Genomic DNA, 23,574 nt, shown 5'->3' on the forward strand with positions numbered 1-23,574 from the left:
CATGCCACGCCGCCCCTTACACCACAAGGGGAGTGGCGGATTTGAGCTTTGCCGAAAATATCACCGTCGAGGCATTGGAAGCCGATCCCTACCCGATCTATGCAGAGCTCAGGCGCAGTGCGCCGGTCGCTTTCGTGCCGGCGGTCAATCTTTGGTTCGTCACCCGCTGGAAGGATGTCGAGAGCGTCGCCAAGTCGCCCGAGATCTTCTCCGCCGTCGTCGGCTCGTCACCAGTTGAGCGTTCCTTCGGCAAGCCGACCATCCTGACCACCGATGGCGAGACGCACAAGCAACTGCGCCAAGGCGTCGACCCGAAATACCGGCCGCGCACCGTCGCCGCCTATGCCGGCGACCTCGTGCGGTCGATCGCCGAGCCCTATTTCGACCGGATCGCCAACCAGGGCTCCGCCGAGCTGATGGCCGATTATTTCGAACCGGTGTCGACGCTCAGCCTGGCGCGCTCGCTCGGCCTTGCCGACATCGACATGCCGACGCTGCGCCGCTGGTTCTACGGCCTTGCCCAGGGCGCCGTCAATTTCGAGAACGATCCGAAACGGCAGGAGATCGCCGACGCAATCAGTGCCGAGGTCGGCGACGCCATCCTGCCGACGCTGGAAAGACTTGCGCGCCAGCCAGATGACTCGGCGCTGTCGCATATGCTGCATGACGGCATGCCGGAGGGCACGACGCGGCCGATCGACTTTCTGATGCCGAGCATCAAGGTCATCCTGCTTGGCGGCATGCAGGAGCCCGGACATGGCGCCGGCTCGATCCTCGCCGGCCTGCTGGCTCATCCCGAGCAATTGCGGCAGGTGCTCGCCGATCCCGAGACTTTCGTGCCGAAGGCGGTCAACGAGGGCCTGCGCTGGGTGGCGCCGATCGGCACGCAGACGCGGCAGACGACGCGGGCAGTCGAGCTTGGCGGCGTGACGATCCCGGCCGGCGCTGCCGTCGCCGCTCTCGTCTCTTCGGCAAGCCGCGACGAGAGTCGCTTTGCCGATCCCGACCGCTTCGATATCAACCGCAACGAAGGCAACCATGCCGCCTTCGGCTTCGGCCATCATTTCTGTTCGGGCCGGTTCTTCGCACGCGAGCAGATGTGCCTTGCGGTGAGGCTGTTGCTCCAACGCTTCCCCGATCTCAGCCTTGTGCCGGGCAGGGAACCGGTGTTTCGCGGCTGGGAATTCCGCGCGCCAACCACATTGCATGTTTCCCTTGGAGTCCGTCACCAATGATCAGTCAGAATGCCATCGAAACGCTGCGCAAGACGGAGATCGGCGCGCAGGGCCTGTTCATCGATGGCGTGCAGGTCGAGGCAACAGGCGGCGCAAGCCTGCCGGTGACGTCGCCGATCGACGGCCGACCTTTCGCCAGCATCGCCGACGGCAACGCCGCCGATATCGACCGCGCCGTGAAGTCGGCGCGCAAGGCGTTCGAGAAGGGCTCGTGGTCGCGCGCCGCACCCGCCTTTCGCAAGAAGGTGCTGACGAAATTCGCCGAGCTGGTCGAGAAACACGCCGATGAGCTCGCCGTGCTCGGTGTGCGCGACAACGGCACCGAGATCGGCATGGCCTACAAGGTAGAACCGCTGTCGGCGGCAGGCACCATCCGCTACTATGCCGAGGCCATCGACAAGGTCTATGGCGAGATAGCACCGACGGCCGAGAATGTGCTCGGACTGATCCACAAGGAGCCGCTCGGTGTCGTCGGCGTCATCGTGCCGTGGAATTTCCCGCTGATGATCGGTGCCTGGAAGATCGCGCCTGCACTTGCCGCCGGCAATTGCGTGGTGGTCAAGCCGCCTGAGATCGCCTCGCTGACGCTGCTGCGGCTGGCCGAACTGGCAAGCGAGGCCGGCTTGCCCGCCGGTGTGCTCAATGTAGTCACCGGGCGTGGCGCGGTCACCGGCGAGGCGCTCGGCCTGCATATGGATGTCGACGCCATCGCCTTCACCGGTTCCGGCCCGGTCGGCAGGCGGCTGCTCGAATATTCCGCTCGCTCCAATCTGAAGCGCGTCTTCCTCGAACTCGGCGGCAAGTCGCCGAACATCGTCTTTGCCGATGCCCCCGACCTGAAACAGGCGGCGGTCGTCTCGGCCAATGGCATCTTCCGCAATTCCGGCCAGGTCTGCGTCGCCGGCTCGCGGCTTCTCGTCCAGTCAGCGGTCTACGACCGCTTCATGGACGAACTGCTCTCGGCAACCATGCGGCTCAAAGTCGGCGATCCGCTTGATCTCACCAGCGATGTCGGCGCGGTATCGAGCGCCGAACAGCTGGACAAGAACCTCGGTTTCGTCGCCAGGGCCACGGAAGAAGGTGCCCGTCTCGTCACCGGCGGCCAGCGGATGCTGACCGAGACCGGTGGCAGCTACATGGCGCCAACGATCTTCGAGAATGTCATGCAGGACATGCAGTTGGCGCGCGAGGAGGTGTTCGGGCCGGTGCTCGGCGTCATGCGCTTCGAGACCGAGGAGGAGGCGGTTCGGCTTGCCAATTCGACCGTCTACGGGCTTGCCTCCGCGGTGTGGACCGCCAATCTCTCCACCGCGCATCGCATGGTGCGCGCCATCAATGCCGGCGTCGTCCACGTCAACACCTATGGCGGCGCCGACATCACCGTGCCGCTCGGCGGCGTCAAGCAGTCCGGCTTCGGCCGCGACAAGTCGCTGCACGCGCTGGAGAAATATTTGGAACTGAAGACGGCCTGGATCGCGCTTTGACGGCACGCTGAGCTCTCTGAGAATCTGACGACCTCCAGACGCGCGCAAGATCGCGCCGCGATCCGCTGCGGCCGGTCAAGCAGCGGCTTTTGCTCACGCTCTTGAAAATTTTGAGAGAATATTCCCGGCTTTGGCGAGAATGGCGAAACGCGTTCTTTGATAAACTTGATAGAATTTCTGAGGATGCGACCAAGGGCTAGGCAATCCGCCTCGCTGCCATGACTTCACAACCGCAGAGATCAATCATGACTGACTTCAAGAACACTTTGCCATCTTCCCCCGGGTCAACCGTCAACCGGCGCAGTGGCCTTGCTCTGCTGTTCGCCTCGGTCGTCGCGATCGGCAGCCTGATTGCACCGCATGCGTCGTTTGCCGAGGACAAGAAGGCGATCAAGGTCGGCATCATCAGCGGCGAGGACGAGGACGTCTGGCGCGTCGTCGTCGCGCAAGCCGCCGAAAAGGGCCTTGCCATCGAGACGGTGGTATTCAACGACTACACCCAGCCCAACGAAGCGCTGGAGCGCGGCGAGATCGACGCCAACGCCTTCCAGCACCAGCCCTATCTCGACAACCAGATCAAGACTCAAGGCTACCACATCGTCCGTGTCGGCTATACCGGCGTCTGGCCGATCGGCCTCTACTCTAAGAAATACACGAAGGTTGCCGACCTGCCCGAGGGCGCGGTCATCGGCGTGCCCAACGACCCATCCAACGAAGGCCGGGCGCTGCGCGTGCTGCAGAACGAGGGCGTGATCAAGCTCAGGGATGGCACCGGCATTCTGGCCACCACCGCCGACATCGCCGAGAACGCGAAGAAGGTGGTGATCAAGGAACTTGACGCCGGTATCGTCGGCCGCTCGGTCGAGGATCTCGATGCGGCCGTAGTCAACACCGACTGGGCGCTGAAAAGCGGCCTGTCGCCGGAAAACCGCATCGCGCAGGAGCCTATCGCCGACAATCCCTACCGCAACTTCATCGCGGTGAAGACCGGTAACGAGAACGAGGCCTGGGTGAAGACGCTGGTGGCTTCCTATCAGAACGAGGCGGTGAAGGCCGAGTTCGACAAGGTCTACAAGGGCACCGGCCTCAGCGCCTATTGATCCGGTCCTCGGCCGGAAGCCCGGTTCGAGAGCAACAGCGGTCCGCGCTCAGGCGCGGGCCGCGATTGCGTTTTCGGGAACAGGAATATTCATGAACCAGCATATCACGGCATCCGGGAAGACCGCCGATCCGACCCAGACCCGGCCCGACGCATCTCAGGATGTCGTGCGCCTTGTCGACCTGAAGCGCCATTTCGGTGTGACGGCGGCGCTCGACGGCATTTCGCTGACCGTGCGCAAGGGCGAGATCCTCGGTATCATCGGCCGCAGCGGCGCCGGCAAATCGACGCTGATCCGCTGCCTGAACGGGCTGGAACGGCCTGACTCCGGCGAGGTGTTCATCGAGGGCCGCGAGATCAGCCGGCTCGGCGAGCGCGACCTGCAGCCGCTGCGGCGGCGCATCGGCATGATCTTCCAGCATTTCAACCTGCTGTCGGCCAAGACCGTCGAGGACAATGTGGCGCTGCCGCTGAAGATCGAGGGCCGGCCGAAAGCCGAGAGGCTGAAGCGCGCCGCCGAACTGCTCGATCTTGTCGGCCTGTCGCAGAAAGCCAAGGCCTATCCGGCGTCGCTGTCGGGCGGCCAGAAGCAACGGGTCGGCATCGCCAGGGCGCTTGCCGCGCGCCCGGCGCTGCTCCTGTCGGACGAAGCCACCTCGGCGCTCGATCCGGAGACGACGCGCTCCATCCTCGCACTGCTCAAGGACATCAACCGCCAGCTTGGCCTGACCATCCTTTTGATCACCCATGAGATGGAGGTGATCCGTTCCATCGCCGACCGCGTGGCGGTGATCGACGCCGGACGCATCGTCGAGCAAGGGCCGGTCTGGTCGGTGTTTGCCGACCCACAATCAGACATCACCAAAAGCCTGCTCGGCGCCATCCGGCCGCAGCTGCCAGCCGAACTGGCGGCCCGGCTGCTGCCGGCGGCCGGCGCGGAGACGATCCTGCGCGTGGATGTGGCCGGCGAAGCGGCAAGCAGGCCATTGCTGTCCGACCTTGCCACGGCTGTTCCAGGCGCCTTCCGCCTCGTCCATGGCGGCATCGACCATATCCAGCAGCAGCCGGTCGGCACGCTGTTCCTTTCGGTTCCCGGCAGCGATGCAAATCATCTTGCTGACATCATCACATTCCTGAAGGCCCGCCAGGCGCGGGTGGAGGTCCTTGGCCATGTCGCCAATCCTGTTTGAACTTCTGCTGCGTTCGATCTGGGAGACGGTGCTGATGACGGCCGCCTCCGGCCTCATCTCGCTGGTCTTCGGCCTGCCGCTCGGCCTGGCGCTGATTGCTACCGAACGCGGCGGCATTGCCGAAAGCCTTTGGGTGAACCGGGCGCTCGGCGCCATCATCAACGGCTTCCGCTCGGTGCCCTTCATCATCCTTCTGGTGGCGCTGATCCCGGTGACGCGGCTGATCGTCGGCACCTCGATCGGCACATGGGCAGCCATCGTGCCGCTGTCGATCGCCGCCACGCCCTACTATGCGCGCATCGCCGAAGTGTCGCTGCGCGAAGTCGATCGCGGGCTGATCGAGGCGGCGCGCGCCATGGGCGGCAACCGCTGGACGATCATCCGCGAGGTGCTGGTGCCAGAAGCCCTGCCCGGCATCGTCGCCGGCTTCACGGTGACGCTGGTGACGCTGATCGGTGCGTCAGCCATGGCCGGCGCGATCGGCGCCGGCGGCCTCGGCGACCTCGCCATCCGCTACGGCTACCAGCGTTTTGAGACGTCGGTGATGATCGCAGTGGTCATCGTGCTGATCATCCTGGTCTGCGGCATCCAATGGGTGGGGGATCGGTTGGTGGCGAGGCTGGATAGACGGGGGTGATTGTTAGGCCGACGAACTAGGCGATGATATCTTCTATCAGTGCTTGCAATGACGCTTCTGAACCGCTGAAACTGTCGATCATGGCTTGAATGACGCGATCCCCTTCAAGGATGTCGGCATTGAATGTCAGGCCCGCGTGCTCGGCGAGCATCGCAAGGAAGGTGAGCTGGGTTCGGCCGTTGCCTTCGCGAAACGGATGCACGGCGTTGATCTCCGCGACGATGTGCGCCAGATGCTTCGCAAAGCTGGTGCCGTCGAGATGAGCTAAGCGGTCGGGATTGCCGAGTTCGCGAAAGACCCGCGCCATCTCGGTGGCGATGTGTTCGGGATAGCAGAACCAATTGCCGGCCTTGCCGATGCGGATGGTGCGCGGCTGACCGGCCCAGCCACACATCCTGGAACAGGTGCCGGTGCAGGCCGAGATAGTGACGGTAGTCGAGTTCGCCTGCCGGCAATGGCTCGTCAGCGCGGGAACAGCGCGAGCTCGACTTCATCAAGCTCAGCCTGGTCGCGGATGTCCAACAGGTTAATGAGCACCGTCGTGCCGGGGTAGCACAGCGGATCGAACTCAGCGGCGTAGACCAACGTCTATTTCTTCTTGCGGATTTCTTCCTTGATGAGCGAACGCCGCTCATCACCGGACAGTCCGTGTCGTACGCCTTGGGCGAGTAATTTCGCCATGCGAGGCGATAACGTCATGCCTTCCACGGCGCTGATTTTCTCGCCGCGCTCGCTGGTCAGTACGAACTGGCCGGTCTTGGCTGAACGGCTGGCTCTTGAGCTAGGAGACTTCATTTCGAGACAATATCATAACCATTGAGGAGAGACCAAAATGATTTCCAGGGTAAGCCCAGTTAGCCGCGCAACCTCCCCCCCTCGGGATCGAAGAACGGTATCGGCGCCACGACCGCCCGGCTCGGCCTGCCATCGATGTCTATGCTGAGTTCGGTGCCAATCGCGGTGAAAGGCAGCCGCAGGTGCGCCGTGGCCAGCACCTTGCCCAGGGAATAGCCGTGATCGCTGTAGGTGACGATGCCGGCGTCCTCGCCATCGGCCAGGACCCTGGCATCGGTGGCGGCCGGCGTGTCGCCGTCGAGGATCAGGCCGACCCATTGCTCGTCGAGGCCCTTGTCGCGGACCTTGAGCAAAGCTTGCCGGCCGACGAAATCGCCCTTGTCGAACTTGATCCAGCGGTCGAGGCCGACATGGAACGGGGTGCGGCTCTCATCCATGTCGATGCCGTGTGCCGGATAGGCTTTTTCCAACCCGAGCGTGAACATTGCCAGCACGCCATAGGGTTTCAGGCCAAAGTCCCGGCCGGTCCGCATCAGCGCGTCCCAGACTGAAGCGGCCTCGTCGGCCGGCACGAACAGCTCGAAGCCGAGCTCGCCGGTGACCCCGGTGCGCGAGATCAGCACCCGCGTGCCGTTGATGTGGCCTGACGTGAACGACCAGCGTTTCAGCCCGTCCAGATCGGCATCCGAGATCATCGCCTTCAACAGTTCGCGCGAGCGCGGACCCTGGATGGTCGGGAAGGCGATGGCTGCGGTTATGTCGGTGACATAGGCTTTGCGACTCTGCGCGTGATGCAACAGCCAGGGCAGCATCTTCAGGCGGTTGACCGAGCCGGTTACCAGCATGAAGTGCTCCGGACCCAACCGAAACACGGTGAGGTCGTCCATGATGCCGCCATCCTCGCGGCAGACGGTGGAATAGCGGACCTGGCCCGGTTTCATGGCCGCGGCATCATTGACGATGACGTGGTTGACCAGCGCCTCGGCGTCCGGCCCCTTGATGTCCATCTTGCCCATGGTGCTGAGATCCTGCACGCCGACATTTTTGCGGGTGTTCAGATGCTCGTCGGCAATGCCGGAATAGGTTTTAGCGGAGATGAAATCGCCCCCGACACGACCCATGGTCGCGCCCAGCCCGACGATGCTGCTGTAGAAAGGGGAACGCCGCTCAGCCAAGGAAGTCTCCATCATTCAAGAAAAACGGCAGCGCCAGCCGGCGCTGCCGGAAGGCATGTTGTCGTTCTCAGCTGCCGTAGACGTCGAAGGAGAAGTACTTGTCGTTGATTTCCTTGTACTTGCCATTGGCGCGCAGCGCGTCGATGGCCGCATTGAGCTTGTCGGCCAGTTCCTTATTGCCCTTTTGCAGCGCGATGCCGACTCCGGGGCCGTGAATGGCCGGATCGGCGGTCAGCGTGCCGAGCAGCTTGCAGCAGGCGCCGTCTGGCTTCTTCAACCACTCGGTCAGGATGATCGACCCGTCCATCATCGCGTCGAGGCGGCCATTGGCCATGTCGGTGCGGGCATCGTCGCCCGTCGGATAGGCCTTGACCGTCGAGCCTGCATATTTCTGGTCGGCGAATTTCTGGTGGATGGTCGCGGTCTGCACGCCGAGCGCCTTGCCTTTCAGGTCTTCAGGCGAAGTGCCTGCAATGGTCGAATCCTTCGGCACGGCGATGGCCGGCGGCGTCTGGTAGTATTTGTGGGTGAACTCGACCTTCTCGGCCCGTTCGGGCGTGATGGTGATGTTGATGATGGCGTCGAACTTGCCGGCCTGCAGCGCCGGTATGGAACCATCGAAATCCTGCACGCTGAATTCGCACTCAGCCTTCATCTCATCGCACAGCGCCTTCCCCAGCTCGATGTCGAAGCCGCCCAGCGTGCCGTCGGCGCTGGCGTAGTTGAAGGGCGGATAAGCGCCTTCGGTGCCGATCCTGAGTTTTTTGTCCTGGGCGGAGGCGGCACCCGTGGGAAGGGTGAGGGCGACGGAAGCGGCAAGCACGAAACGACCGAAAAGACGCATGTTCGAGATCCCCGTTGAAAGCGGGAAGTCTACGGTCTTCCAGGCGCGCGGCGGAGACGGAAACGACATGCGCTGCGGCGATCGCGGCGCGGCGAGCAGACCAGGCGAGCGATCGGTGATGTGTTAGCCGACGCGCTGCTTGTCGGTGGCCGTCCGGTCGATGGCCAACTCCCCGGCCGAGAGGACAACGCCAAACTTCTCGGTGGCTTCCTCTGATGTGTAGTACCCCAGCGCCACGTCGCGCAGCACAAGATCGGCATCGCGCTGCAGCGGATCGCCGTAGCCGCCGCCGCCCGGCGTGCCGACGCGCACACGGTCGCCGGCCTTGAGCGCAATGTCCTGTTCCTTGGACAAATGCGGCGGCACGTGTTCCTCGCCGTTGCGGAAGACGGTCACCGTGTTGACGGCGCCGTCCTTGCCGCCAAGCGCGCCCTGCGGGCCGAACCGGCCATGGTCCATGACGAAGGAAGCGCGGGCGTCGCCGCGCAGGATTTCCACCTCATAGGCGAGGCCGAAACCGCCGCGATGCTTGCCGGCGCCGCCGGAGCCTTCACGCAAGGCGTAGTGGCGGTAGAGCACCGGGAATGCCTGTTCCATGATCTCGACCGGCGGCGACTTGGAGATGCCGATGGTCGAGCAGCCATTGGTCAGGCCGTCATGGCCTGAATTGCCGCCATAACCGCCGCCGGAGATCTGGTACATGACGTAGTCGCGGCCGCGTGCCGGGTCGTTGCCGCCGAGTGCGAAATTGCCGCTGGAACCGGCGGGTGCGGCGGTCACCTTGTCCGGCAGCGCCTGCACCATCGCCGCGAACACCGCCTCGGCGATGCGCTGCGACACCTCGGCGGCGCAGCCCGAGACGGGCCGCGGATATTTGGCGTCGAGGAACGTGCCTTCCGGCCGCTTGACGATCAGGGGTTCAAACGCGCCGGCGCTGATCGGCACATCCGGGAAAATGTGGCGCATGGCGAGATAGACCGAGGATAGGGTCGTCGCCAGCACGCTGTTCATCGGCCCGGCGCAGGGCTTTGACGAGCCGGTGAAATCGAAGGTCAGCGTGTCGCCCTGTTTTTCGACGCCGAGCGCGATGATCAGCGGCTCGTTGACCACCCCATCGGAATCGACAAAGGCCTTCGAATGGTAGGTGCCGTCGGGAATGGCTGAGATGTTGGCGCGCATCTGTTCGGCGGCACGGCGGCGCAGTTCGGCGATCGCCGCGACAACAGTTTCGTCACCGTAACGATCCAGGATTCGATTCAGCCGATCCTGGCCGATCAGCAGTGCGGCGGCCTGGGCCCTGATATCGCCGATGCGCTGGTCGGCGACGCGGATGTTGGAGCAGATGATGGCGTAGATTTCCGGGTCGAGCACGCCCTTCTTGAACAGTTTTACGGGCGGCAGTCGCAGGCCTTCCTGCTCCACGGCAGTCGCCGAGGCTGAAAATCCGCCCGGCACCGAGCCGCCAATGTCGGGCCAGTGGCCGGTGTTGGATAGCCAGCAGAAAATCTTGCCGTCCCGGTAGACCGGCATGGCGAAGCGCACATCCATCAGATGGGTGCCGCCGAGATAGGGGTCGTTGACGACGTAGATGTCGCCTGGTTCCGGCGGCAGGCAACGGCCGTCGGCGATCATCTCGATCACCGTCCTGGTCGAATACTGCATGACACCGACGAACACCGGCAGGCCCTGGCTGCCTTGCGCGATCAGCGAACCGTCGACAGCCGAATAGATGCCGTCGGAACGGTCATTGGCCTCGGCGATGACCGGCGAGAAAGCGGCGCGAGAGAACGTAAGGTCCATCTCGTCGCAGACCTGCTGCAGGGCCGCCTGGAGGACCGAAAGGGTGATGGCGTCGAGCTTTGCCATATCAGGCCTCGCCAATGTCGATGATGATGTTGCCGTCAGCGTCGCTGCGTGCGCGGTCGCCGGGTTCGAGCACGGTGGTGGCGTCCATCTGTTCGAGGATCGCCGGGCCTTCGATGATAGCATCGAGCGGCAGCTTTTCGCGCGCATATACGGGCGTGTCGTGCCAACGGCCGGCATACCAGACCGGCCGGATTTCGCGCCGCGCCTCGTCGAGCGTTGCTGCGCGCCCCGCCGGATCGATCAGGCGCGACAGATCGATCGCCAGACGCACGCCGGTGACCGATGTATTGAGATTGACGAGATTGGCTCGGATTTCCGGCAGCTCGACCTTGAAGCGGGCGAAATAGGCCTTTTCGAAAAGCTGCTGCAGCGTTGCCCGCGTCACCGAGGAAGACGGCAGCGCCACGTTGATGATGTGGGTCTGGCCGACGAACTGCATGTCGGCGGAGTGGGTGACGCGGATCGTCTCCGGCTTTACCGCTTCCTTGCCGATCAGCTCCTCACCTTCGTTTCGGTGCCGTTCCAATACCGCATGAAGTCGCGTTTCGTCGAGTACCGACACCGGCTGGTTGATGGTGTTGACGAAGTCGTGGCGCAGGTCGGCAACGACGCAGCCGAGCGCGTTGGTGATGCCTGGACGCGCGGGCACCAGCACCTTGGGCAGGCCGAGTTCGCGCGCCAGGGCAGTCGCATGCAGCGGCCCGGCGCCGCCGAAGGCGAACAGCGCGAAATCGCGGGGGTCATGACCGCGTGACACCGACACCATGCGGATGGCGCCGGCCATCTTCATGTTGCCGAGCCGCAGCACCGCGCCCGCCGCCTCGACGCCGGACAGGCCGGTCGGCTTGCCGATTTTCTCCTCGAAGATGCCGGTGACGCGCTCTGATGTGACCGGGTTTTCGACTGCCAGCAGCTTCTTCGGCGCCAGCCGGCCGAGCACCAGATTGGCGTCGGTGATGGTCGGCTCGAGGCCGCCGCGCCCGTAGCAGATCGGGCCGGGATTGGCGCCCGCACTTTCCGGGCCGATCTGGATCAGGCCGGCCGCGTCGACGCGGGCGATCGAGCCGCCGCCGGCGCCGACCGTGTGCACCGCCACCATCGGCACATGGATCGGCATGGCATATTCGATCTCGATCTCGTTCGAGACGGCCGGCTCGGCATTGCGGATCAGCGCCACGTCGGTCGAAGTGCCGCCCATGTCGTAGGTGACGAGGTTTTCGAAGCCGGCACGTTTTCCGGTGTAGGCGGCGGCGATGACGCCCGAGGCCGGACCGGACATGACAGTCTTGGCCGATTCACGTGTGACGAAGCGAGCAGAGATCATGCCGCCATTGCCGTTCATGATCAGGAAGTCGCGGGCATAGCCTTTTGCAGCCAGTTCCTTGCGCAGCCGCTCGACATAGCGCTCGAGGATCGGCTGCACCGAGGCGTTGACCGAAGCGGTGACGCCGCGCTCGAACTCGCGCGCCTCCGACAGCAGCGCATGGCCTGCCGTGATGTAGCCGTTCGGCCAGAGCTCGCCGGCAATTTCGGTGGCGCGCCGCTCGTGCGCCGGATTGGCGTAGGAATGCAGGAAATGGATGACGAGGGATTCGCAACCGGCCGCGATCAGCGTCTGCACCGCCTCGCGCATTTCGGCCTCGTCGAGCGGTGTGCGTATCGCACCCGACGCCTCGACGCGCTCCGACACTTCGAGCCTGAGATTGCGCGGGATGATCGGCACGAAGCTGCCGGTCATGCCATAGGCCTGCGGCCGCGTGCGCCGGCCAAGCTCGATCACGTCGCGAAAACCGCGCGTGGTGATCATGCCGGTTTTCGCCAGCCGGCGTTCGAGCACCGCATTGGTGGTGGTGGTCGTGCCATGCACGATGAGGTCGATGCCGTCGATCGGAAATCCGGTGGCGCCGAGTGCCGAAACGACACCGAAGGCCTGGTTGTCGACCGTGGTCGGCGTCTTGGCCAGATACACCCTGCCGCCATCGCTTCCGTCGATCAGGAGCAGGTCGGTGAAGGTGCCGCCGACATCGATACCGGCAACGACATTTCCCCGGGACTCGCGCGCTTGCGCCGAAATATTCTCTTCCATCGTCGAAACCCGAAATGCGCGGACTACGGATATGCGTCAGTTTGGAAAGCTGTTTTAAGGGAGCATCTTGACGCAAATATCGTTTGTATACTAATAAATTCCGGACACAAGAGCTTGCCGCTTTGGAGTGTGCGAACAGCACGCCGGGACCTGAATGGTCCGGGCGCGCAGGTGAAGGTTTGGCGCCCGCGTCCGTGAGCTGGGCCAGAAGGTTGGATTTGATGAACACCACATCCGCTCTCAACACCGTCGGCGCCCGACCGCTGCAGTTCCCGATTCCGGCCAATGTCTATGCCGAAACCGTGGTCTCGGTGAAGCACTACACCGACCGGCTGTTCTCGTTCCGCATCACCCGTCCGCAGTCGCTGCGCTTCCGCTCCGGCGAGTTCGTCATGATCGGCCTGCCCAATGCAGAGAAGCCGGTGTACCGCGCCTATTCGGTGGCGAGCCCGGCTTGGGACGAAGAGCTGGAATTCTTCTCGATCAAGGTGCCGGACGGCCCGCTGACTTCGGAGCTGCAGAAGATCCAGGTCGGCGACACCGTCATCATGCGCCAGAAGTCGACCGGCACGCTGGTGGTCGACGCGCTGACGCCGGCCAAGCGGCTGTTCATGATCTCGACCGGCACCGGCATCGCGCCCTTCGCCAGCCTGCTGCGCGACCCCGACACCTACGAAAAATTCGATCAACTGATCCTGACCCATACCTGCCGCGACAATGCCGAGCTGACCTATGGCCAGGAGCTGGTCGCAGCACTTGAAAGCGACCCGCTGATCGGTGAACTGACCACTGGGCGCGTCACGCTCTACAATTCGACGACCCGCGAGGAATCGGCACGCATGGGCCGCATCACCGCGCTGATCGGCTCCGGCAAGTTCTACAGCGATCTCGGCATCGACAAGCTCAACCCGGCAACCGATCGGATCATGATCTGCGGCTCGATGCATATGCTGAAGGACGTCAAGGAACTGGCCGAAAGCCTCGGCTTCGAGGAAGGCTCGCTGAGCCATCCGGCGACTTTTGTCGTCGAGCGCGCCTTCGTCGGCTGAGCCGCACCAACATCTCGAAGTCTACGTTTTTGACCGCACGGTCAAAAATTGCTGCTTTCGCCGCCTTTTTCGGTTATGACCGCCCGCAGGACTCGTGAAGTACGGCTTCACGGGCTATCTTCGGCACACGTCGCTGAATGAAAGGGCAGGAGATGAGCAGCACAATCCGCGAAGCCGATGTCGGCCCGTCCAAGGTGACGCCGCTGCCGGCGCGTGCCGCCGCCAATACAGCCGTTCCACCGGACCATCGCATTGCGCGCAACCCCGGCATGAAGCTCGACCTTGGCTTCATGGAATCGGTGCGCAGCGTCAATCGCTCGGCGCTGGAACGGCGCGTCGCCAGCCTGACCAAGCGGCGCTCGATCAAGGCCGACAACCAGGCCGCCTGGCTGCTGCGCGCCGTCGCCTGCATGGATTTGACGACGCTGAATTCCAACGACACCGAGGAGCGCGTGCGCCGGCTCTGCGCCAAGGCGATCAACCCGTTCCGCCGCGACATTGTCGAGGGCCTCGGCATATCAGGTGAAACCATCCGCCCGGCCGCCGTCTGCGTCTACCACCCCTTCGTTGCCACCGCCGTCGATGCGGTGCGCGGCACTGGCATCCATGTCGCCGCCGTCTCCACCGCCTTTCCGCATGGCCTGGCGCCGCTGTCGACCCGTTTGCAGGAGATCGAGGCCTCGGTCCGTGACGGCGCCGACGAGATCGACGTCGTCATCCCGCGCGGCCTGGTGTTCGGCGCCAAGTGGCGGGAGCTTTACAATGAGATCGTCTCGATGCGCGCCGCCTGCGGTGATGCGCATCTGAAGGTCATCCTCGGCACCGGCGACCTCGCCACGCTGCGCAATGTCATGCTGGCCTCGATGGTGGCGATGATGGCGGGCGCCGATTTCATCAAGACCTCGACCGGCAAGGAAAGCGTCAACGCGACGCTGCCCGTCGGCCTCGCCATGGTGCGTGCCATCAGGGCCTATTTCGAGGAAACCGGCTATCTCATCGGCTTCAAGCCGGCCGGCGGCATTTCCACGGCCAAGGCCTCGCTCGACTGGCTGGTGCTGATGAAGGAAGAGCTCGGCCGGCCATGGCTGGAGCCGGACCTGTTCCGCTTCGGCGCGTCGAGCCTCTTGACCGACATCGAGCGCCAGCTCGAGCACCATCTGACCGGACATTATTCGGCCAATCATCGCCACGCGATGGCGTAAGCCTTTACCCCCACCCCGATCGGCTTTTGCCGATCGACCCTCCCAGGCGGGAGGGTGAAGGAGGCACCTGATGAACATTCTCGATCGCTATCACGCCATGGAATACGGCCCGGCACCGGAGGCCCGCAACGAGGCCGACGCCTGGCTTGCCGCGCGCGATTTCGGCAAGGCGCTGTTCATCGGCGGCGACTGGAAAGCCGCTGCCGGCGGCAAGACCTTCGAGACCAGCGAGCCGTCTTCCGGCAAGCTGCTGGCCGAGGTCTCGGACGCCAATGCCGCCGATATCGACGCGGCGGTTGCGGCCGCCGCCAAGGCGCTGCCGAAGTGGTCGGCAGCCTCAGGCTATCAGCGTGCCAAGGTGCTTTATGCCATCGGCCGCGCCATGCAGCGGCATCAGCGCCTGTTCGCGGTGCTTGAGACCATCGACAACGGCAAGCCGATCCGCGAAAGCCGCGATATCGACGTGCCGCTGGCGATCCGCCATTTCATCCACCATGCCGGCTGGGCGCAGGCGCTGGACAGGGATTTCCCCGGCCATAGGGGTGTCGGCGTCGTCGGCCAGATCATCCCGTGGAACTTTCCGTTGCTGATGCTGGCCTGGAAGATCGCGCCGGCGCTCGCCGCCGGCTGCACCGTGGTGCTGAAGCCGGCCGAGTTCACGCCGCTGACCGCCATCCTGTTCGCCGAGATTTGCGAGCGTGCCGGCGTGCCGAAGGGCGTCGTCAACATCGTCCAGGGCGGCCCTGAGGCCGGCGTCGCCATCGTCAACCATCCCGGCGTCCAGAAGATCGCCTTTACCGGCTCTTCCGAGGTCGGCAAGATCATCCGCAAGGCCACCGCCGGCTCGGGCAAGAAACTGTCGCTGGAGCTCGGCGGCAAATCGGCTTTCATCGTCTTCGAGGATGCCGATCTCGACAGCGCCGTCGAAGGCCTGGTCGACGGCATCTGGTTCAACCAGGGCCAGGTCTGCTGCGCCGGTTCGCGGCTCCTGGTGCAGGAAGGCATAGCCGACGCCCTGATCGCCAAGGTCAAGACGCGGATGAGCCGGCTGCGCGTCGGCAGCCCGCTGGACAAGAACACCGATATCGGTCCGCTCGTCGATCTGACCCAGCTTGACCGCGTCAAGGGCCTGGTTGCCGAAGGCGCCAGACAGGGCGCTGTCTGCTGGCAGCCGGATGCCGCGCTGCCGTCCTCCGGCTACTACCATCTGCCGACGCTCGCCACAGGTGTTTCGCCGGCTAACATATTGGCGCAAGAAGAGGTGTTCGGCCCTGTTCTGGCGACCATGACCTTCCGCAACACCGAGGAAGCGATCGAGCTCGCCAACAACACGCGCTATGGCCTCGCCGCCTCGGTGTGGAGCGAGAATGTCAACCTTGCCCTGCACGTCGCGCCGCAATTGAAGGCCGGCGTGGTCTGGGTCAACGGCACCAACATGTTCGACGCCGCCTGTGGCTTCGGCGGCTACCGCGAGAGTGGTTTCGGTCGTGAGGGCGGGCGCGAGGGCATGTTCGAATATCTCACGGCAAAATTGCCGCTCGGCCCGGTCATCAAGCCGGCGACGATGTCGGCGCAACCGGTCGAGCAGGCCGACGGCGCGGCAATCGACCGCACGGCAAAGCTGTTCATCGGCGGCAAGCAGGTACGGCCGGACGGCAATTATTCGCTCGCCATCGCCACCGCCAAGGGCAAGCTTGCCGGCGAAGTTGGGCTCGGTAGCCGCAAGGATATCCGCGATGCCGTCTCCGCCGCCCGCGGTGCCAAGGCCTGGCCGGAGGCGACCGCCTATAACAGGTCCCAGGTGCTCTATTATCTGGCCGAGAACCTTTCCGGCCGCGCCGGCGAGTTCGCCGCCCGTCTCACCGAATTGACCGGCGCTACGCCCAAGGCCGCGCGGGAAGAGGTAGAACAATCCATCGAGCGCCTGTTCCTCTATGCCGGTCTGGCTGACAAATTCGAGGGCCGCGTGCACCAACCGCCCGCGCGTGCCGTGACATTGGCGCTGCACGAGCCGGTCGGCGTCGTCGGCATCGTCGCGCCGGATGCCTCGCCGCTGCTCGGCCTGATCTCGCTGATTGCACCCGCACTCGCGATGGGCAACACCGTGGTCGCAGTGCCGTCGGAGCGCTACCCGCTGCTGGCGACCGATCTCTACCAGGTCATCGAATATTCCGACATTCCCTCAGGCGCCATCAACATCGTCACCGGTCGCAGCGCCGAACTCGCCGGCGTGCTGGCCAAGCATGACGATGTCGACGGGCTTTGGGTGTTCGCCGATGCCGAGACCTGCGCCAAGGCGGAGGCCGCGTCCATCGGCAACCTCAAGCGCGTCTGGAGCGGCAATGGCCGCGGCATCGACTGGGCATCCGACCAAGCCGCCGGCGACGCCTTCCTGCGCCGCGCCGTCGAGGTCAAGAATGTCTGGGTGCCTTACGGCGATTGATGGCCTGCCGGTACCGTTCAGATCGTGTTCGTGCTTGACGCCCGGACAGATGTTCTTTAACGAGAAAAAACATCTTTATCAGTGAACGGTCGACGGCGCAGGCTGCACGATCACGCGTGACTGGCACATGACGCCTTGGCCAGCCGCAGGTAGACCCGGACTATCCCAGCGGACGAGGAGAACAGCATGGCGGATCTGGCAGGCAAGGTCGTTGTCGTCACGGCAGCGGCGCAAGGGATCGGCAAGGCGAGCGCACTGGCCTTCGCAAAAGCCGGCGCCATCGTCTACGCCACCGACATCAACGAGACGCTGCTGGCGGAACTCGCCAAGACGCCAGGGATCAAGACCCGCAAGCTGGACGTGCTCAACGACGAAGCCGTCAACGCCGCCTTTGCCGAGATCGGTGTCGTCGACGTGCTGTTCAATTGCGCCGGTTTCGTCCATTCGGGCTCGATCCTGGAGATGAAGGACGGCGACCTCGATTTCGCGCTGAACCTCAATGTCCGCGCCATGATCCGCACCAGCCGGGCCGTGCTGCCCGGCATGCTGGAACGCGGCGACGGATCGATCATCAACATGGCCTCGCTGGCCAGTTCCACCAAGGGCGTGCCCAACCGCTTCGTCTATGGCCTGACCAAGGCCGCGGTCATCGGCCTGACCAAGGCGATAGCCGCCGACTATGTCGGCAAGGGCATACGCTGCAACGCCATCTGCCCCGGCACGGTCGAGAGCCCGTCGCTGCAGGACCGCATGCACGCGCAAGGCGACTATGATGCCGCCCGCGCCGCCTTCATCGCCCGCCAGCCGATGGGCCGGCTCGGCACGCCGGAGGAAATCGCCGATCTGGCCGTCTACCTGGCCGGCGCCACGTACACGTCCGGGCAGGCCTACAATATCGACGGCGGCTGGTCGATCTGACTGCGGAAATCTTGCGTGGGCCGGACGATCTGGCCCGTTGCCGACGTTTAACAGGGGATCGAACAGTCTGAAAATCCCGCGCGCCGGCTATCTTGTATGGCGATCGCGCTTGTCCGTAGTCAGGTCGATGGGTACGGTCCGCCGGTTCCTTGAAGGAGCAATCGCCTTGGCGGAAAGTTTGCAAAAGGCCACGAGGCCGCAATCAGGAGAAGGATTTAGATGAAACTGCTGCGCTATGGCGAGGTGGGAAGCGAACGTCCCGGCCTGCTCGATGCGGATGGAACGATCCGTGATCTCTCCGCTCACGTCACCGATATCGGCGGCAAGGCACTCGATCCGGCATCGCTGGCAGCACTCGCCAAGCTAGATCCGAAGTCGCTGCCGGCGGTTTCCGGCAGCCCGCGCCTCGGCGCCTGCGTTGCCGGCACGGGCAAGTTCATCTGTATCGGCCTGAACTATTCCGACCACGCCGCCGAGACCGGCGCCACCGTGCCGCCGGAGCCGATCATCTTCATGAAGGCGAGCTCGGCCATTGTCGGGCCGGATGACGACGTGCTGATCCCTCGCGGCTCGGAGAAGACCGACTGGGAAGTCGAGCTGGCCGTGATCATCGGCAAAACCGCCAAATATGTCAGCGAGGCCGATGCGCTCGACTATGTCGCCGGTTATAGTGTTGCCCACGACGTCTCCGAACGCGCCTTCCAGGCCGAGCGGCAGGGCCAGTGGACCAAGGGCAAGAGCTGCGACACATTCGGCCCGACCGGCCCATGGCTGGTGACCAAAGACGAAGTGGCCGACCCGCAGAACCTCAAAATGTGGCTGACCGTCAACGGCAAGACGATGCAGAACGGCTCGACCAAGACCATGGTCTATGGCGTCAAATATCTGGTGTCCTATCTCAGCCAGTTCATGTCGCTGCACCCCGGCGACATCATCTCCACCGGCACGCCGCCCGGCGTCGGGCTGGGCATGAAGCCGCCGGTGTTCTTGAAGGCCGGCGATGTGGTTGAACTGGGCATTGAAGGCCTGGGGCAGCAGAAGCAGACGTTCAAGGCGGACGTTTAGGCAGTACATTTCGGGGTCGGCGCTGCCCCCTCATCCGGCCGCTTCGCGGCCACCTTCTCCCCGCTGGGGAGAAGAGACTGGCGTCGGCGCTGACAATCTCCTCTCCCCTCGGGGAGAGGTCAGCCGAGCGAAGCGGAGGCTGGGTGAGGGGGCTGCGCCGGCGTATCTACTTCAGCACCTTCCCATCCGCACCAAACCGATACGTCTTCGCCGGATCCGGCGTCGCATACAGCGTGGCACCCGGCTCGGCATCGTAAACACCAAAAATCCGCACGGTGATCAGCCCGGCCTTCTCGCAGTCGAGATAGAGGTTGGTGTCGGCGCCGAGATGCTCGGCGTGCACCACCGTTCCCTTCCAGGAGCCGGATTTCGGATCGACGGTCAGATGTTCCGGCCGCACGCCGATTGTCTTGGCGGTTTCGCCGAGACGGGCGCCGTCGACGAAATTCATCTTCGGTGAGCCGATGAAGCCGGCGACGAACTCATTTGCCGGCGAATTGTAGAGCTCCATCGGGCCACCGATCTGCTCGATTTTCCCTGCGTTGAGCACTACGATCTTGTCGGCCAGGGTCATCGCCTCGACCTGGTCGTGGGTGACGTAGATCATCGTTGCCTTCAGCCGGCGATGCAGCTGCGCGATCTCCAGCCTTGTGTTGACGCGCAGTGCGGCATCGAGGTTGGACAATGGCTCATCGAAGAGAAAAAGCTTCGGCTCGCGCACCACGGCGCGGCCGATGGCGACACGCTGGCGCTGGCCGCCGGAGAGTTCGGCCGGCCGCCTTTCGAGATAGGGCTCCAGCGACAGCATCGACGAGGCTATGCCGGTGCGGCGCTCGATCTCGGCCGCCGGCGTGCCGGCCTGCTTGAGGCCGAGGCCCATATTGTTCTTCACCGTCAGATGCGGATAGAGCGCATAGGTCTGGAACACCATGGCGATGCCGCGCTTGGCCGGCGGCGTGGCCGAAACGTCCGCGCCGTCAATGACGACGCGGCCCGAGGTCGAATCCTCCAGCCCGGCAATGACCCTGAGCAGGGTCGACTTGCCGCAGCCGGACGGCCCGACGAAGACAACGAACTCGCCGTCGTTCACTTCGAGGTTGATGCCCTTCAGCACCTCGACCGGCCCAAAGGCCTTCTTCACGTTCTCGATGTTCAGCGAGCCCACGGCTTCGTCCCTGTTCTAGAGTTTGACGGCGGCGCCGCTGCGCACGCTCTCGTCGGCTGCAAGGCAGACGGCGAGCGATTTGACCGCGTCGTCCATGTGTTTGGCGAGGTCCAGATCCTCGCGGATTGCCTTCAGCACGAAGGCCTGTTCGAGGTCGCAGAGGTCCTGATGGCCGGGTTCGCCTGCCATCGACAGCATTTCGTCGGCCTTGAGAAACTTGCCGTCCGCGTCGGTCGCCGCATTGTGCAGGCGGATGGTCGAGGTCTTGGTGTGGGTGTCGATGTCATCGGACTTCACACCTTCCTTCATGACGATCGACACGCAGCCATTGGGCGAGATGACGTCCTTCACGAAGAAGGCGGTTTCCGAAATCATCGGCCCCCAGCCGGCCTCATACCAGCCGACCGAACCGTCATCGAACAGCACCTGCAAGTGGCCGTAATTGTACATCGAGGGCGCGACCTCGTCGGTCAGCCGCACGCCCATGCCGCGCACTTCCACGGGCTTCGCATCGGTAATCTGCAGCATGACGTCGAGATAGTGCACGCCGCAGTCGACGATCGGCGAGGTCGTCTGCATCAACTGCTTGTGCGTCTCCCAGGTATGGCCCGAGGATTGCTGGTTGAGGTTCATGCGGAAGACGTAGGGGCCGCCGAGCTTGCGCGCTTCGGCGATGAGCCTGATCCAGGACGGGTGATGGCGCAGGATGTAGCCGATCACCAGCTTCCTGCCGTTGGCCTTGGCCGCCGCGACGACGCGCCTGGCATCGGCCACCGTCGTTGCCAGCGGCTTTTCGACGAAGACGTGGCAACCGGCCTCGAACGCCTTCACCGCATAGTCGGCATGGCTGTCGGAATAGGTGGCGATGCAGGCGACATCGGGCTTTTCGTCACGCAATGCCTCGTCGAAGGAGCGCCTGATGCCGTAACCCGACAGCCCGTCCGGCAGCGGCACGTCGGAGCGATTGATCAGCGCCGCGATCTGGAAACCTGGATTGGTATGGTAGGCCAGCGCATGGCTGCGGCCCATATTGCCGAGGCCGGCGACGACGACACGCAGGGGTTGGGCCATTTCAATTCGCCTTTTCTTGACTGCGGGCTGCGAGAGCCACCATCACCTGTGGCTCACATTCATCTGCGACCCGCAGGGCTGCTTCTTCGCTGTCACACCGGGACAAAAGTCGAAAGCCATAGGCATCAACTCCGTCCTTGATCAGTGAAAGCCTCTGATCATCAGGCAAGGGATGCTCAAGGTTGAGCGCCTGCTCGAACGCTTTCGACTGCTCGTCTTCCATCTGGGAATTGACGCGCCAACGAATGTGACAATTGTATTCCTTCGGCCGGCGCTCCGGCCCAAGCCGTGCAAACCAGACAGCAGCGTTGATATAGAATTGCGGACCCCAGGAAGACTTCTGAAGGTTCAGCACACAGATCGTCTCCGGCCACTCTCGGTAGAAATTTTTGGCGCGAACGCCCCGGAATCCATAGTGGCTCGCTGTCTCGACGAGGGCCTGTACGATAGCTTCTTCCCCGCCGCTCACTTCACCGCTCCGGAGGTGATGCCGCGGATCAACTGCCGCGAGAAGATGACGTAGAGGATCAGCACCGGCATGATCGCCAGCGACAGCGCCGCCAGGATAGCGTTCCAGTTGGTGACGAACTGGCCGAGGAACAGCTGGGCGCCGAGCGTCACCGTCTTGGTTTCTTCCGACGGCGCCAGGATCAGCGGGAACCACAGGTCATTCCAGATCGGGATCATGGTGAAGACGGCGACGGTTGCCATCGACGGCCTGACCAGCGGCAGCACCAGGCGGAAGAAGATGGTGTATTCCGACAGGCCGTCGATGCGGCCGGCATTCTTCAGATCGTCGGACACCTGCTTCATGAACTCCGACAGGATGAACACGGCAAGCGGCAGGCCTTGCGCGGTGTAGACCAGGATCAGCGCCGTCAGCGTGTTGACCAGCCCGCTCGCCACCATCAATTGCAGGATGGCGACGGTGCCCAGCCGGATCGGGATCATGATGCCGAGCGCCAGATAGAGCCCCATCAGCGAATTGCCGCGGAAGCGGTATTCCGACAGCGCAAACGCTGCCATGGCGCCGAACAGGAGCACGAAGAACAGCGAGGCGACAGTGACGACGAGGCTGTTCTGGAAATAGTGGAAGAAGTCGCCCTGGCCGATGACGGTGGTGTAGCCGATCAGGTCGAAGGTCTTTGGCGTCGGCGGCGTCAGCGGCGCGCCGAAGATGCCGGCGCGGGACTTGAACGAGTTCATGATCACCAGGATCACCGGAAACAGCGCGATCACCGTGTAGGTCAACAGGATCGCATGGGCGCCGATGGTGCGGGGCACGGAACGGGTGGCGGTGCTCATCTCTCGGCCCCTCAGAACTGGTAGCGACGCAGGCGCGTCTGGACGAGGAAGAGATAGACGCAGACGCCGCCGAGGATGATCAGGAACATCATCGTGGCGATCGCCGCGCCCATATTGGGGTCGCCGACCTGCAGCTGGAAGCCGAAGAAGGCGCGGTAGAGGAAGGTACCGAGAATGTCGGTCGAATAGTTCGGCCCGGCGAGCGCGCCTTGCGCGGTGTAGATCAGGTCGAAGGCGTTGAAATTGCCGACGAAGGTGAGGATCGAGATGATGCCGATCGACGGCAGGATCAGCGGCAGCTTGATCTTCCAGAACTGCGCCAGGCCGGTGATGCCATCGCATTCGGCGGCCTCGATCACCTCTTCGGGGATCGACAGCAGGGCAGCGTAGATCAGCATCATCGGGATGCCGACGAACTGCCACACCGAAATCAGGCTGAGTGCGGTGAGCGCATATTGCTCCTTGCCGAGCCATGGCGTGAACAGGCTTTTCAGGCCGACGAGATCCATCAGATGCGGCGCTACGCCCCACAACGGGGACAGGATCAGCTTCCAGGCGAAACCGACGATGACGAAGGACAGGATGGTCGGCACGAAGATCGCCGTGCGGTAGAAGGCCGCGAACCTCAGTCTCGGGCTGGACAGAAGCGCGGCCAGCATGACGCCGATCGGGTTCTGCACCAGCATGTGGATGATAAAGAACCAGGTGTTGTTCCTCAGCGCGTTCCAGAAACCCACCGACCAGTTGGGATCGCCGAACAGCATGCGGAAGTTTTCCAGCCCGACGAAGACCTGCTGCTGCTCGATGTTGCGGAACAGCGAGAGCTGCAGCGTGCCGGCGAGCGGCAGGATCATGATTGCCGTGTAGACAAGCACCGCCGGCGCCAGGAAGACGCCTATATGCCAGCGGAACGGTCTTTTCGCTCTGATATCTGCGGCCATGAGT

General features: G+C 63.7%; 22 protein-coding genes. 10 read left to right on the forward strand and 12 right to left on the reverse strand.

What is annotated here, in order from left to right; translation table 11 throughout:
- Positions 1 to 32 precede the first annotated feature (32 nt).
- From AC0L2D_RS12595 to AC0L2D_RS12615, 5 genes are all read left to right on the forward strand, one after another.
- The gene (locus tag AC0L2D_RS12595) at positions 33 to 1,235 is read left to right on the forward strand and encodes a cytochrome P450 (RefSeq protein ID WP_473541179.1); all 1,203 of its coding nucleotides are present in this window, start codon (positions 33 to 35) and stop codon (positions 1,233 to 1,235) included.
- Positions 1,232 to 2,719 carry an aldehyde dehydrogenase gene (locus AC0L2D_RS12600; protein ID WP_473541180.1) on the forward strand — a complete coding sequence of 496 codons (1,488 nt, stop codon included), beginning with the start codon at positions 1,232 to 1,234 and terminating at the stop codon, positions 2,717 to 2,719. Before AC0L2D_RS12595 ends, AC0L2D_RS12600 begins: the two co-directional genes overlap by 4 nt.
- A gap of 245 nt (positions 2,720 to 2,964) precedes the next feature.
- A complete protein-coding gene (locus AC0L2D_RS12605) occupies positions 2,965 to 3,819 on the forward strand; it encodes a MetQ/NlpA family lipoprotein (protein ID WP_127369105.1) in 855 nt (284 codons plus the stop codon).
- A 91-nt stretch (positions 3,820 to 3,910) separates the two neighbouring features.
- Entirely contained in the window at positions 3,911 to 5,008 is a 1,098-nt protein-coding gene (locus AC0L2D_RS12610) for a methionine ABC transporter ATP-binding protein (protein WP_473541182.1), read from the forward strand.
- Positions 4,989 to 5,645, forward strand: coding sequence for a methionine ABC transporter permease (locus AC0L2D_RS12615; RefSeq protein WP_027161152.1), 657 nt, complete (start codon positions 4,989 to 4,991; stop codon positions 5,643 to 5,645). The genes AC0L2D_RS12610 and AC0L2D_RS12615 overlap by 20 nt, the downstream gene beginning before the upstream one ends.
- A 16-nt stretch (positions 5,646 to 5,661) precedes the next feature.
- On the opposite strand, the gene AC0L2D_RS12620 is transcribed toward AC0L2D_RS12615, so the two are convergent.
- From AC0L2D_RS12620 to AC0L2D_RS12650, 7 genes are all read right to left on the reverse strand, one after another.
- Positions 5,662 to 6,039, reverse strand: coding sequence for a Fic/DOC family protein (locus tag AC0L2D_RS12620; RefSeq protein ID WP_473541184.1), 378 nt, complete (start codon positions 6,037 to 6,039; stop codon positions 5,662 to 5,664).
- Between the two features lie 68 nt (positions 6,040 to 6,107).
- Complete coding sequence (locus AC0L2D_RS12625; protein ID WP_473541185.1) at positions 6,108 to 6,230, reverse strand: hypothetical protein; 123 nt, start codon at positions 6,228 to 6,230, stop codon at positions 6,108 to 6,110.
- Between the two features lie 3 nt (positions 6,231 to 6,233).
- The gene (locus AC0L2D_RS12630) at positions 6,234 to 6,440 is read right to left on the reverse strand and encodes a hypothetical protein (RefSeq protein WP_224674737.1); all 207 of its coding nucleotides are present in this window, start codon (positions 6,438 to 6,440) and stop codon (positions 6,234 to 6,236) included.
- A gap of 59 nt (positions 6,441 to 6,499) precedes the next feature.
- Complete coding sequence (locus AC0L2D_RS12635; RefSeq protein ID WP_473541187.1) at positions 6,500 to 7,630, reverse strand: aminomethyl transferase family protein; 1,131 nt, start codon at positions 7,628 to 7,630, stop codon at positions 6,500 to 6,502.
- Between the two features lie 52 nt (positions 7,631 to 7,682).
- Complete coding sequence (locus AC0L2D_RS12640) at positions 7,683 to 8,459, reverse strand: ABC transporter substrate-binding protein (RefSeq protein WP_473541189.1); 777 nt, start codon at positions 8,457 to 8,459, stop codon at positions 7,683 to 7,685.
- Positions 8,460 to 8,582: 123 nt separating this feature from the next.
- Positions 8,583 to 10,325, reverse strand: a complete 1,743-nt coding sequence (locus AC0L2D_RS12645) for a hydantoinase B/oxoprolinase family protein (protein ID WP_473541190.1) — start codon at positions 10,323 to 10,325, stop codon at positions 8,583 to 8,585.
- A 1-nt stretch (position 10,326) separates the two neighbouring features.
- The gene (locus tag AC0L2D_RS12650) at positions 10,327 to 12,411 is read right to left on the reverse strand and encodes a hydantoinase/oxoprolinase family protein (protein ID WP_473541192.1); all 2,085 of its coding nucleotides are present in this window, start codon (positions 12,409 to 12,411) and stop codon (positions 10,327 to 10,329) included.
- A 221-nt stretch (positions 12,412 to 12,632) separates the two neighbouring features.
- On the opposite strand from AC0L2D_RS12650, the gene AC0L2D_RS12655 reads away from it, so the two are divergent.
- The 5 genes from AC0L2D_RS12655 (at position 12,633) to AC0L2D_RS12675 (ending at position 19,088) form a co-directional block, all read left to right on the forward strand.
- Positions 12,633 to 13,460 (forward strand): ferredoxin--NADP reductase, encoded by an 828-nt coding sequence (locus tag AC0L2D_RS12655; protein WP_013528564.1) that lies wholly within the window; start codon positions 12,633 to 12,635, stop codon positions 13,458 to 13,460.
- Between the two features lie 152 nt (positions 13,461 to 13,612).
- Positions 13,613 to 14,662, forward strand: coding sequence for a deoxyribose-phosphate aldolase (gene deoC / locus AC0L2D_RS12660; protein WP_013528565.1), 1,050 nt, complete (start codon positions 13,613 to 13,615; stop codon positions 14,660 to 14,662).
- A gap of 70 nt (positions 14,663 to 14,732) precedes the next feature.
- The gene (locus AC0L2D_RS12665; RefSeq protein ID WP_473541193.1) at positions 14,733 to 17,105 is read left to right on the forward strand and encodes an aldehyde dehydrogenase family protein; all 2,373 of its coding nucleotides are present in this window, start codon (positions 14,733 to 14,735) and stop codon (positions 17,103 to 17,105) included.
- 186 nt (positions 17,106 to 17,291) lie between these two features.
- Positions 17,292 to 18,023 (forward strand): SDR family oxidoreductase, encoded by a 732-nt coding sequence (locus AC0L2D_RS12670; RefSeq protein WP_013528567.1) that lies wholly within the window; start codon positions 17,292 to 17,294, stop codon positions 18,021 to 18,023.
- A 219-nt stretch (positions 18,024 to 18,242) separates the two neighbouring features.
- Positions 18,243 to 19,088, forward strand: a complete 846-nt coding sequence (locus tag AC0L2D_RS12675) for a fumarylacetoacetate hydrolase family protein (protein ID WP_013528568.1) — start codon at positions 18,243 to 18,245, stop codon at positions 19,086 to 19,088.
- A gap of 166 nt (positions 19,089 to 19,254) precedes the next feature.
- On the opposite strand, the gene AC0L2D_RS12680 is transcribed toward AC0L2D_RS12675, so the two are convergent.
- From AC0L2D_RS12680 to AC0L2D_RS12700, 5 genes are read right to left on the reverse strand one after another with little or no spacing between them, the layout of a single operon-like run.
- On the reverse strand, positions 19,255 to 20,253 hold the full coding sequence (locus AC0L2D_RS12680; RefSeq protein ID WP_473541194.1) for an ABC transporter ATP-binding protein: 999 nt from the start codon (positions 20,251 to 20,253) through the stop codon (positions 19,255 to 19,257).
- Positions 20,254 to 20,268: 15 nt separating this feature from the next.
- Positions 20,269 to 21,324, reverse strand: coding sequence for a Gfo/Idh/MocA family protein (locus AC0L2D_RS12685; protein WP_224674745.1), 1,056 nt, complete (start codon positions 21,322 to 21,324; stop codon positions 20,269 to 20,271).
- A gap of 1 nt (position 21,325) precedes the next feature.
- Complete coding sequence (locus AC0L2D_RS12690) at positions 21,326 to 21,793, reverse strand: DUF4304 domain-containing protein (protein WP_013528571.1); 468 nt, start codon at positions 21,791 to 21,793, stop codon at positions 21,326 to 21,328.
- The gene (locus AC0L2D_RS12695; protein WP_027161160.1) at positions 21,790 to 22,629 is read right to left on the reverse strand and encodes a carbohydrate ABC transporter permease; all 840 of its coding nucleotides are present in this window, start codon (positions 22,627 to 22,629) and stop codon (positions 21,790 to 21,792) included. The genes AC0L2D_RS12690 and AC0L2D_RS12695 overlap by 4 nt, the downstream gene beginning before the upstream one ends.
- An 11-nt stretch (positions 22,630 to 22,640) precedes the next feature.
- Entirely contained in the window at positions 22,641 to 23,570 is a 930-nt protein-coding gene (locus tag AC0L2D_RS12700) for a carbohydrate ABC transporter permease (protein WP_473541195.1), read from the reverse strand.
- Between the last annotated feature and the right edge of the window lie 4 nt (positions 23,571 to 23,574).

This window comes from Mesorhizobium sp. WSM4833 (genome assembly GCF_055811095.1).

What these genes read in the sequence shown, in the direction of transcription:
- AC0L2D_RS12600 (WP_473541180.1), top strand. Translation starts at nt 1,232, where the DNA reads ATGATCAGTCAGAATGCCATCGAAACGCTGCGCAAGACGGAGATCGGC.
- AC0L2D_RS12605 (WP_127369105.1), top strand. Translation starts at nt 2,965, where the DNA reads ATGACTGACTTCAAGAACACTTTGCCATCTTCCCCCGGGTCAACCGTC.
- AC0L2D_RS12610 (WP_473541182.1), top strand. Translation starts at nt 3,911, where the DNA reads ATGAACCAGCATATCACGGCATCCGGGAAGACCGCCGATCCGACCCAG.
- AC0L2D_RS12615 (WP_027161152.1), top strand. Translation starts at nt 4,989, where the DNA reads ATGTCGCCAATCCTGTTTGAACTTCTGCTGCGTTCGATCTGGGAGACG.
- AC0L2D_RS12620 (WP_473541184.1), bottom strand. Translation starts at nt 6,039, where the DNA reads ATGTGTGGCTGGGCCGGTCAGCCGCGCACCATCCGCATCGGCAAGGCC.
- AC0L2D_RS12630 (WP_224674737.1), bottom strand. Translation starts at nt 6,440, where the DNA reads ATGAAGTCTCCTAGCTCAAGAGCCAGCCGTTCAGCCAAGACCGGCCAG.
- AC0L2D_RS12635 (WP_473541187.1), bottom strand. Translation starts at nt 7,630, where the DNA reads ATGATGGAGACTTCCTTGGCTGAGCGGCGTTCCCCTTTCTACAGCAGC.
- AC0L2D_RS12640 (WP_473541189.1), bottom strand. Translation starts at nt 8,459, where the DNA reads ATGCGTCTTTTCGGTCGTTTCGTGCTTGCCGCTTCCGTCGCCCTCACC.
- AC0L2D_RS12645 (WP_473541190.1), bottom strand. Translation starts at nt 10,325, where the DNA reads ATGGCAAAGCTCGACGCCATCACCCTTTCGGTCCTCCAGGCGGCCCTG.
- AC0L2D_RS12650 (WP_473541192.1), bottom strand. Translation starts at nt 12,411, where the DNA reads ATGGAAGAGAATATTTCGGCGCAAGCGCGCGAGTCCCGGGGAAATGTC.
- AC0L2D_RS12655 (WP_013528564.1), top strand. Translation starts at nt 12,633, where the DNA reads ATGAACACCACATCCGCTCTCAACACCGTCGGCGCCCGACCGCTGCAG.
- deoC (WP_013528565.1), top strand. Translation starts at nt 13,613, where the DNA reads ATGAGCAGCACAATCCGCGAAGCCGATGTCGGCCCGTCCAAGGTGACG.
- AC0L2D_RS12665 (WP_473541193.1), top strand. Translation starts at nt 14,733, where the DNA reads ATGAACATTCTCGATCGCTATCACGCCATGGAATACGGCCCGGCACCG.
- AC0L2D_RS12670 (WP_013528567.1), top strand. Translation starts at nt 17,292, where the DNA reads ATGGCGGATCTGGCAGGCAAGGTCGTTGTCGTCACGGCAGCGGCGCAA.
- AC0L2D_RS12675 (WP_013528568.1), top strand. Translation starts at nt 18,243, where the DNA reads ATGAAACTGCTGCGCTATGGCGAGGTGGGAAGCGAACGTCCCGGCCTG.
- AC0L2D_RS12685 (WP_224674745.1), bottom strand. Translation starts at nt 21,324, where the DNA reads ATGGCCCAACCCCTGCGTGTCGTCGTCGCCGGCCTCGGCAATATGGGC.
- AC0L2D_RS12695 (WP_027161160.1), bottom strand. Translation starts at nt 22,629, where the DNA reads ATGAGCACCGCCACCCGTTCCGTGCCCCGCACCATCGGCGCCCATGCG.
- AC0L2D_RS12700 (WP_473541195.1), bottom strand. Translation starts at nt 23,570, where the DNA reads ATGGCCGCAGATATCAGAGCGAAAAGACCGTTCCGCTGGCATATAGGC.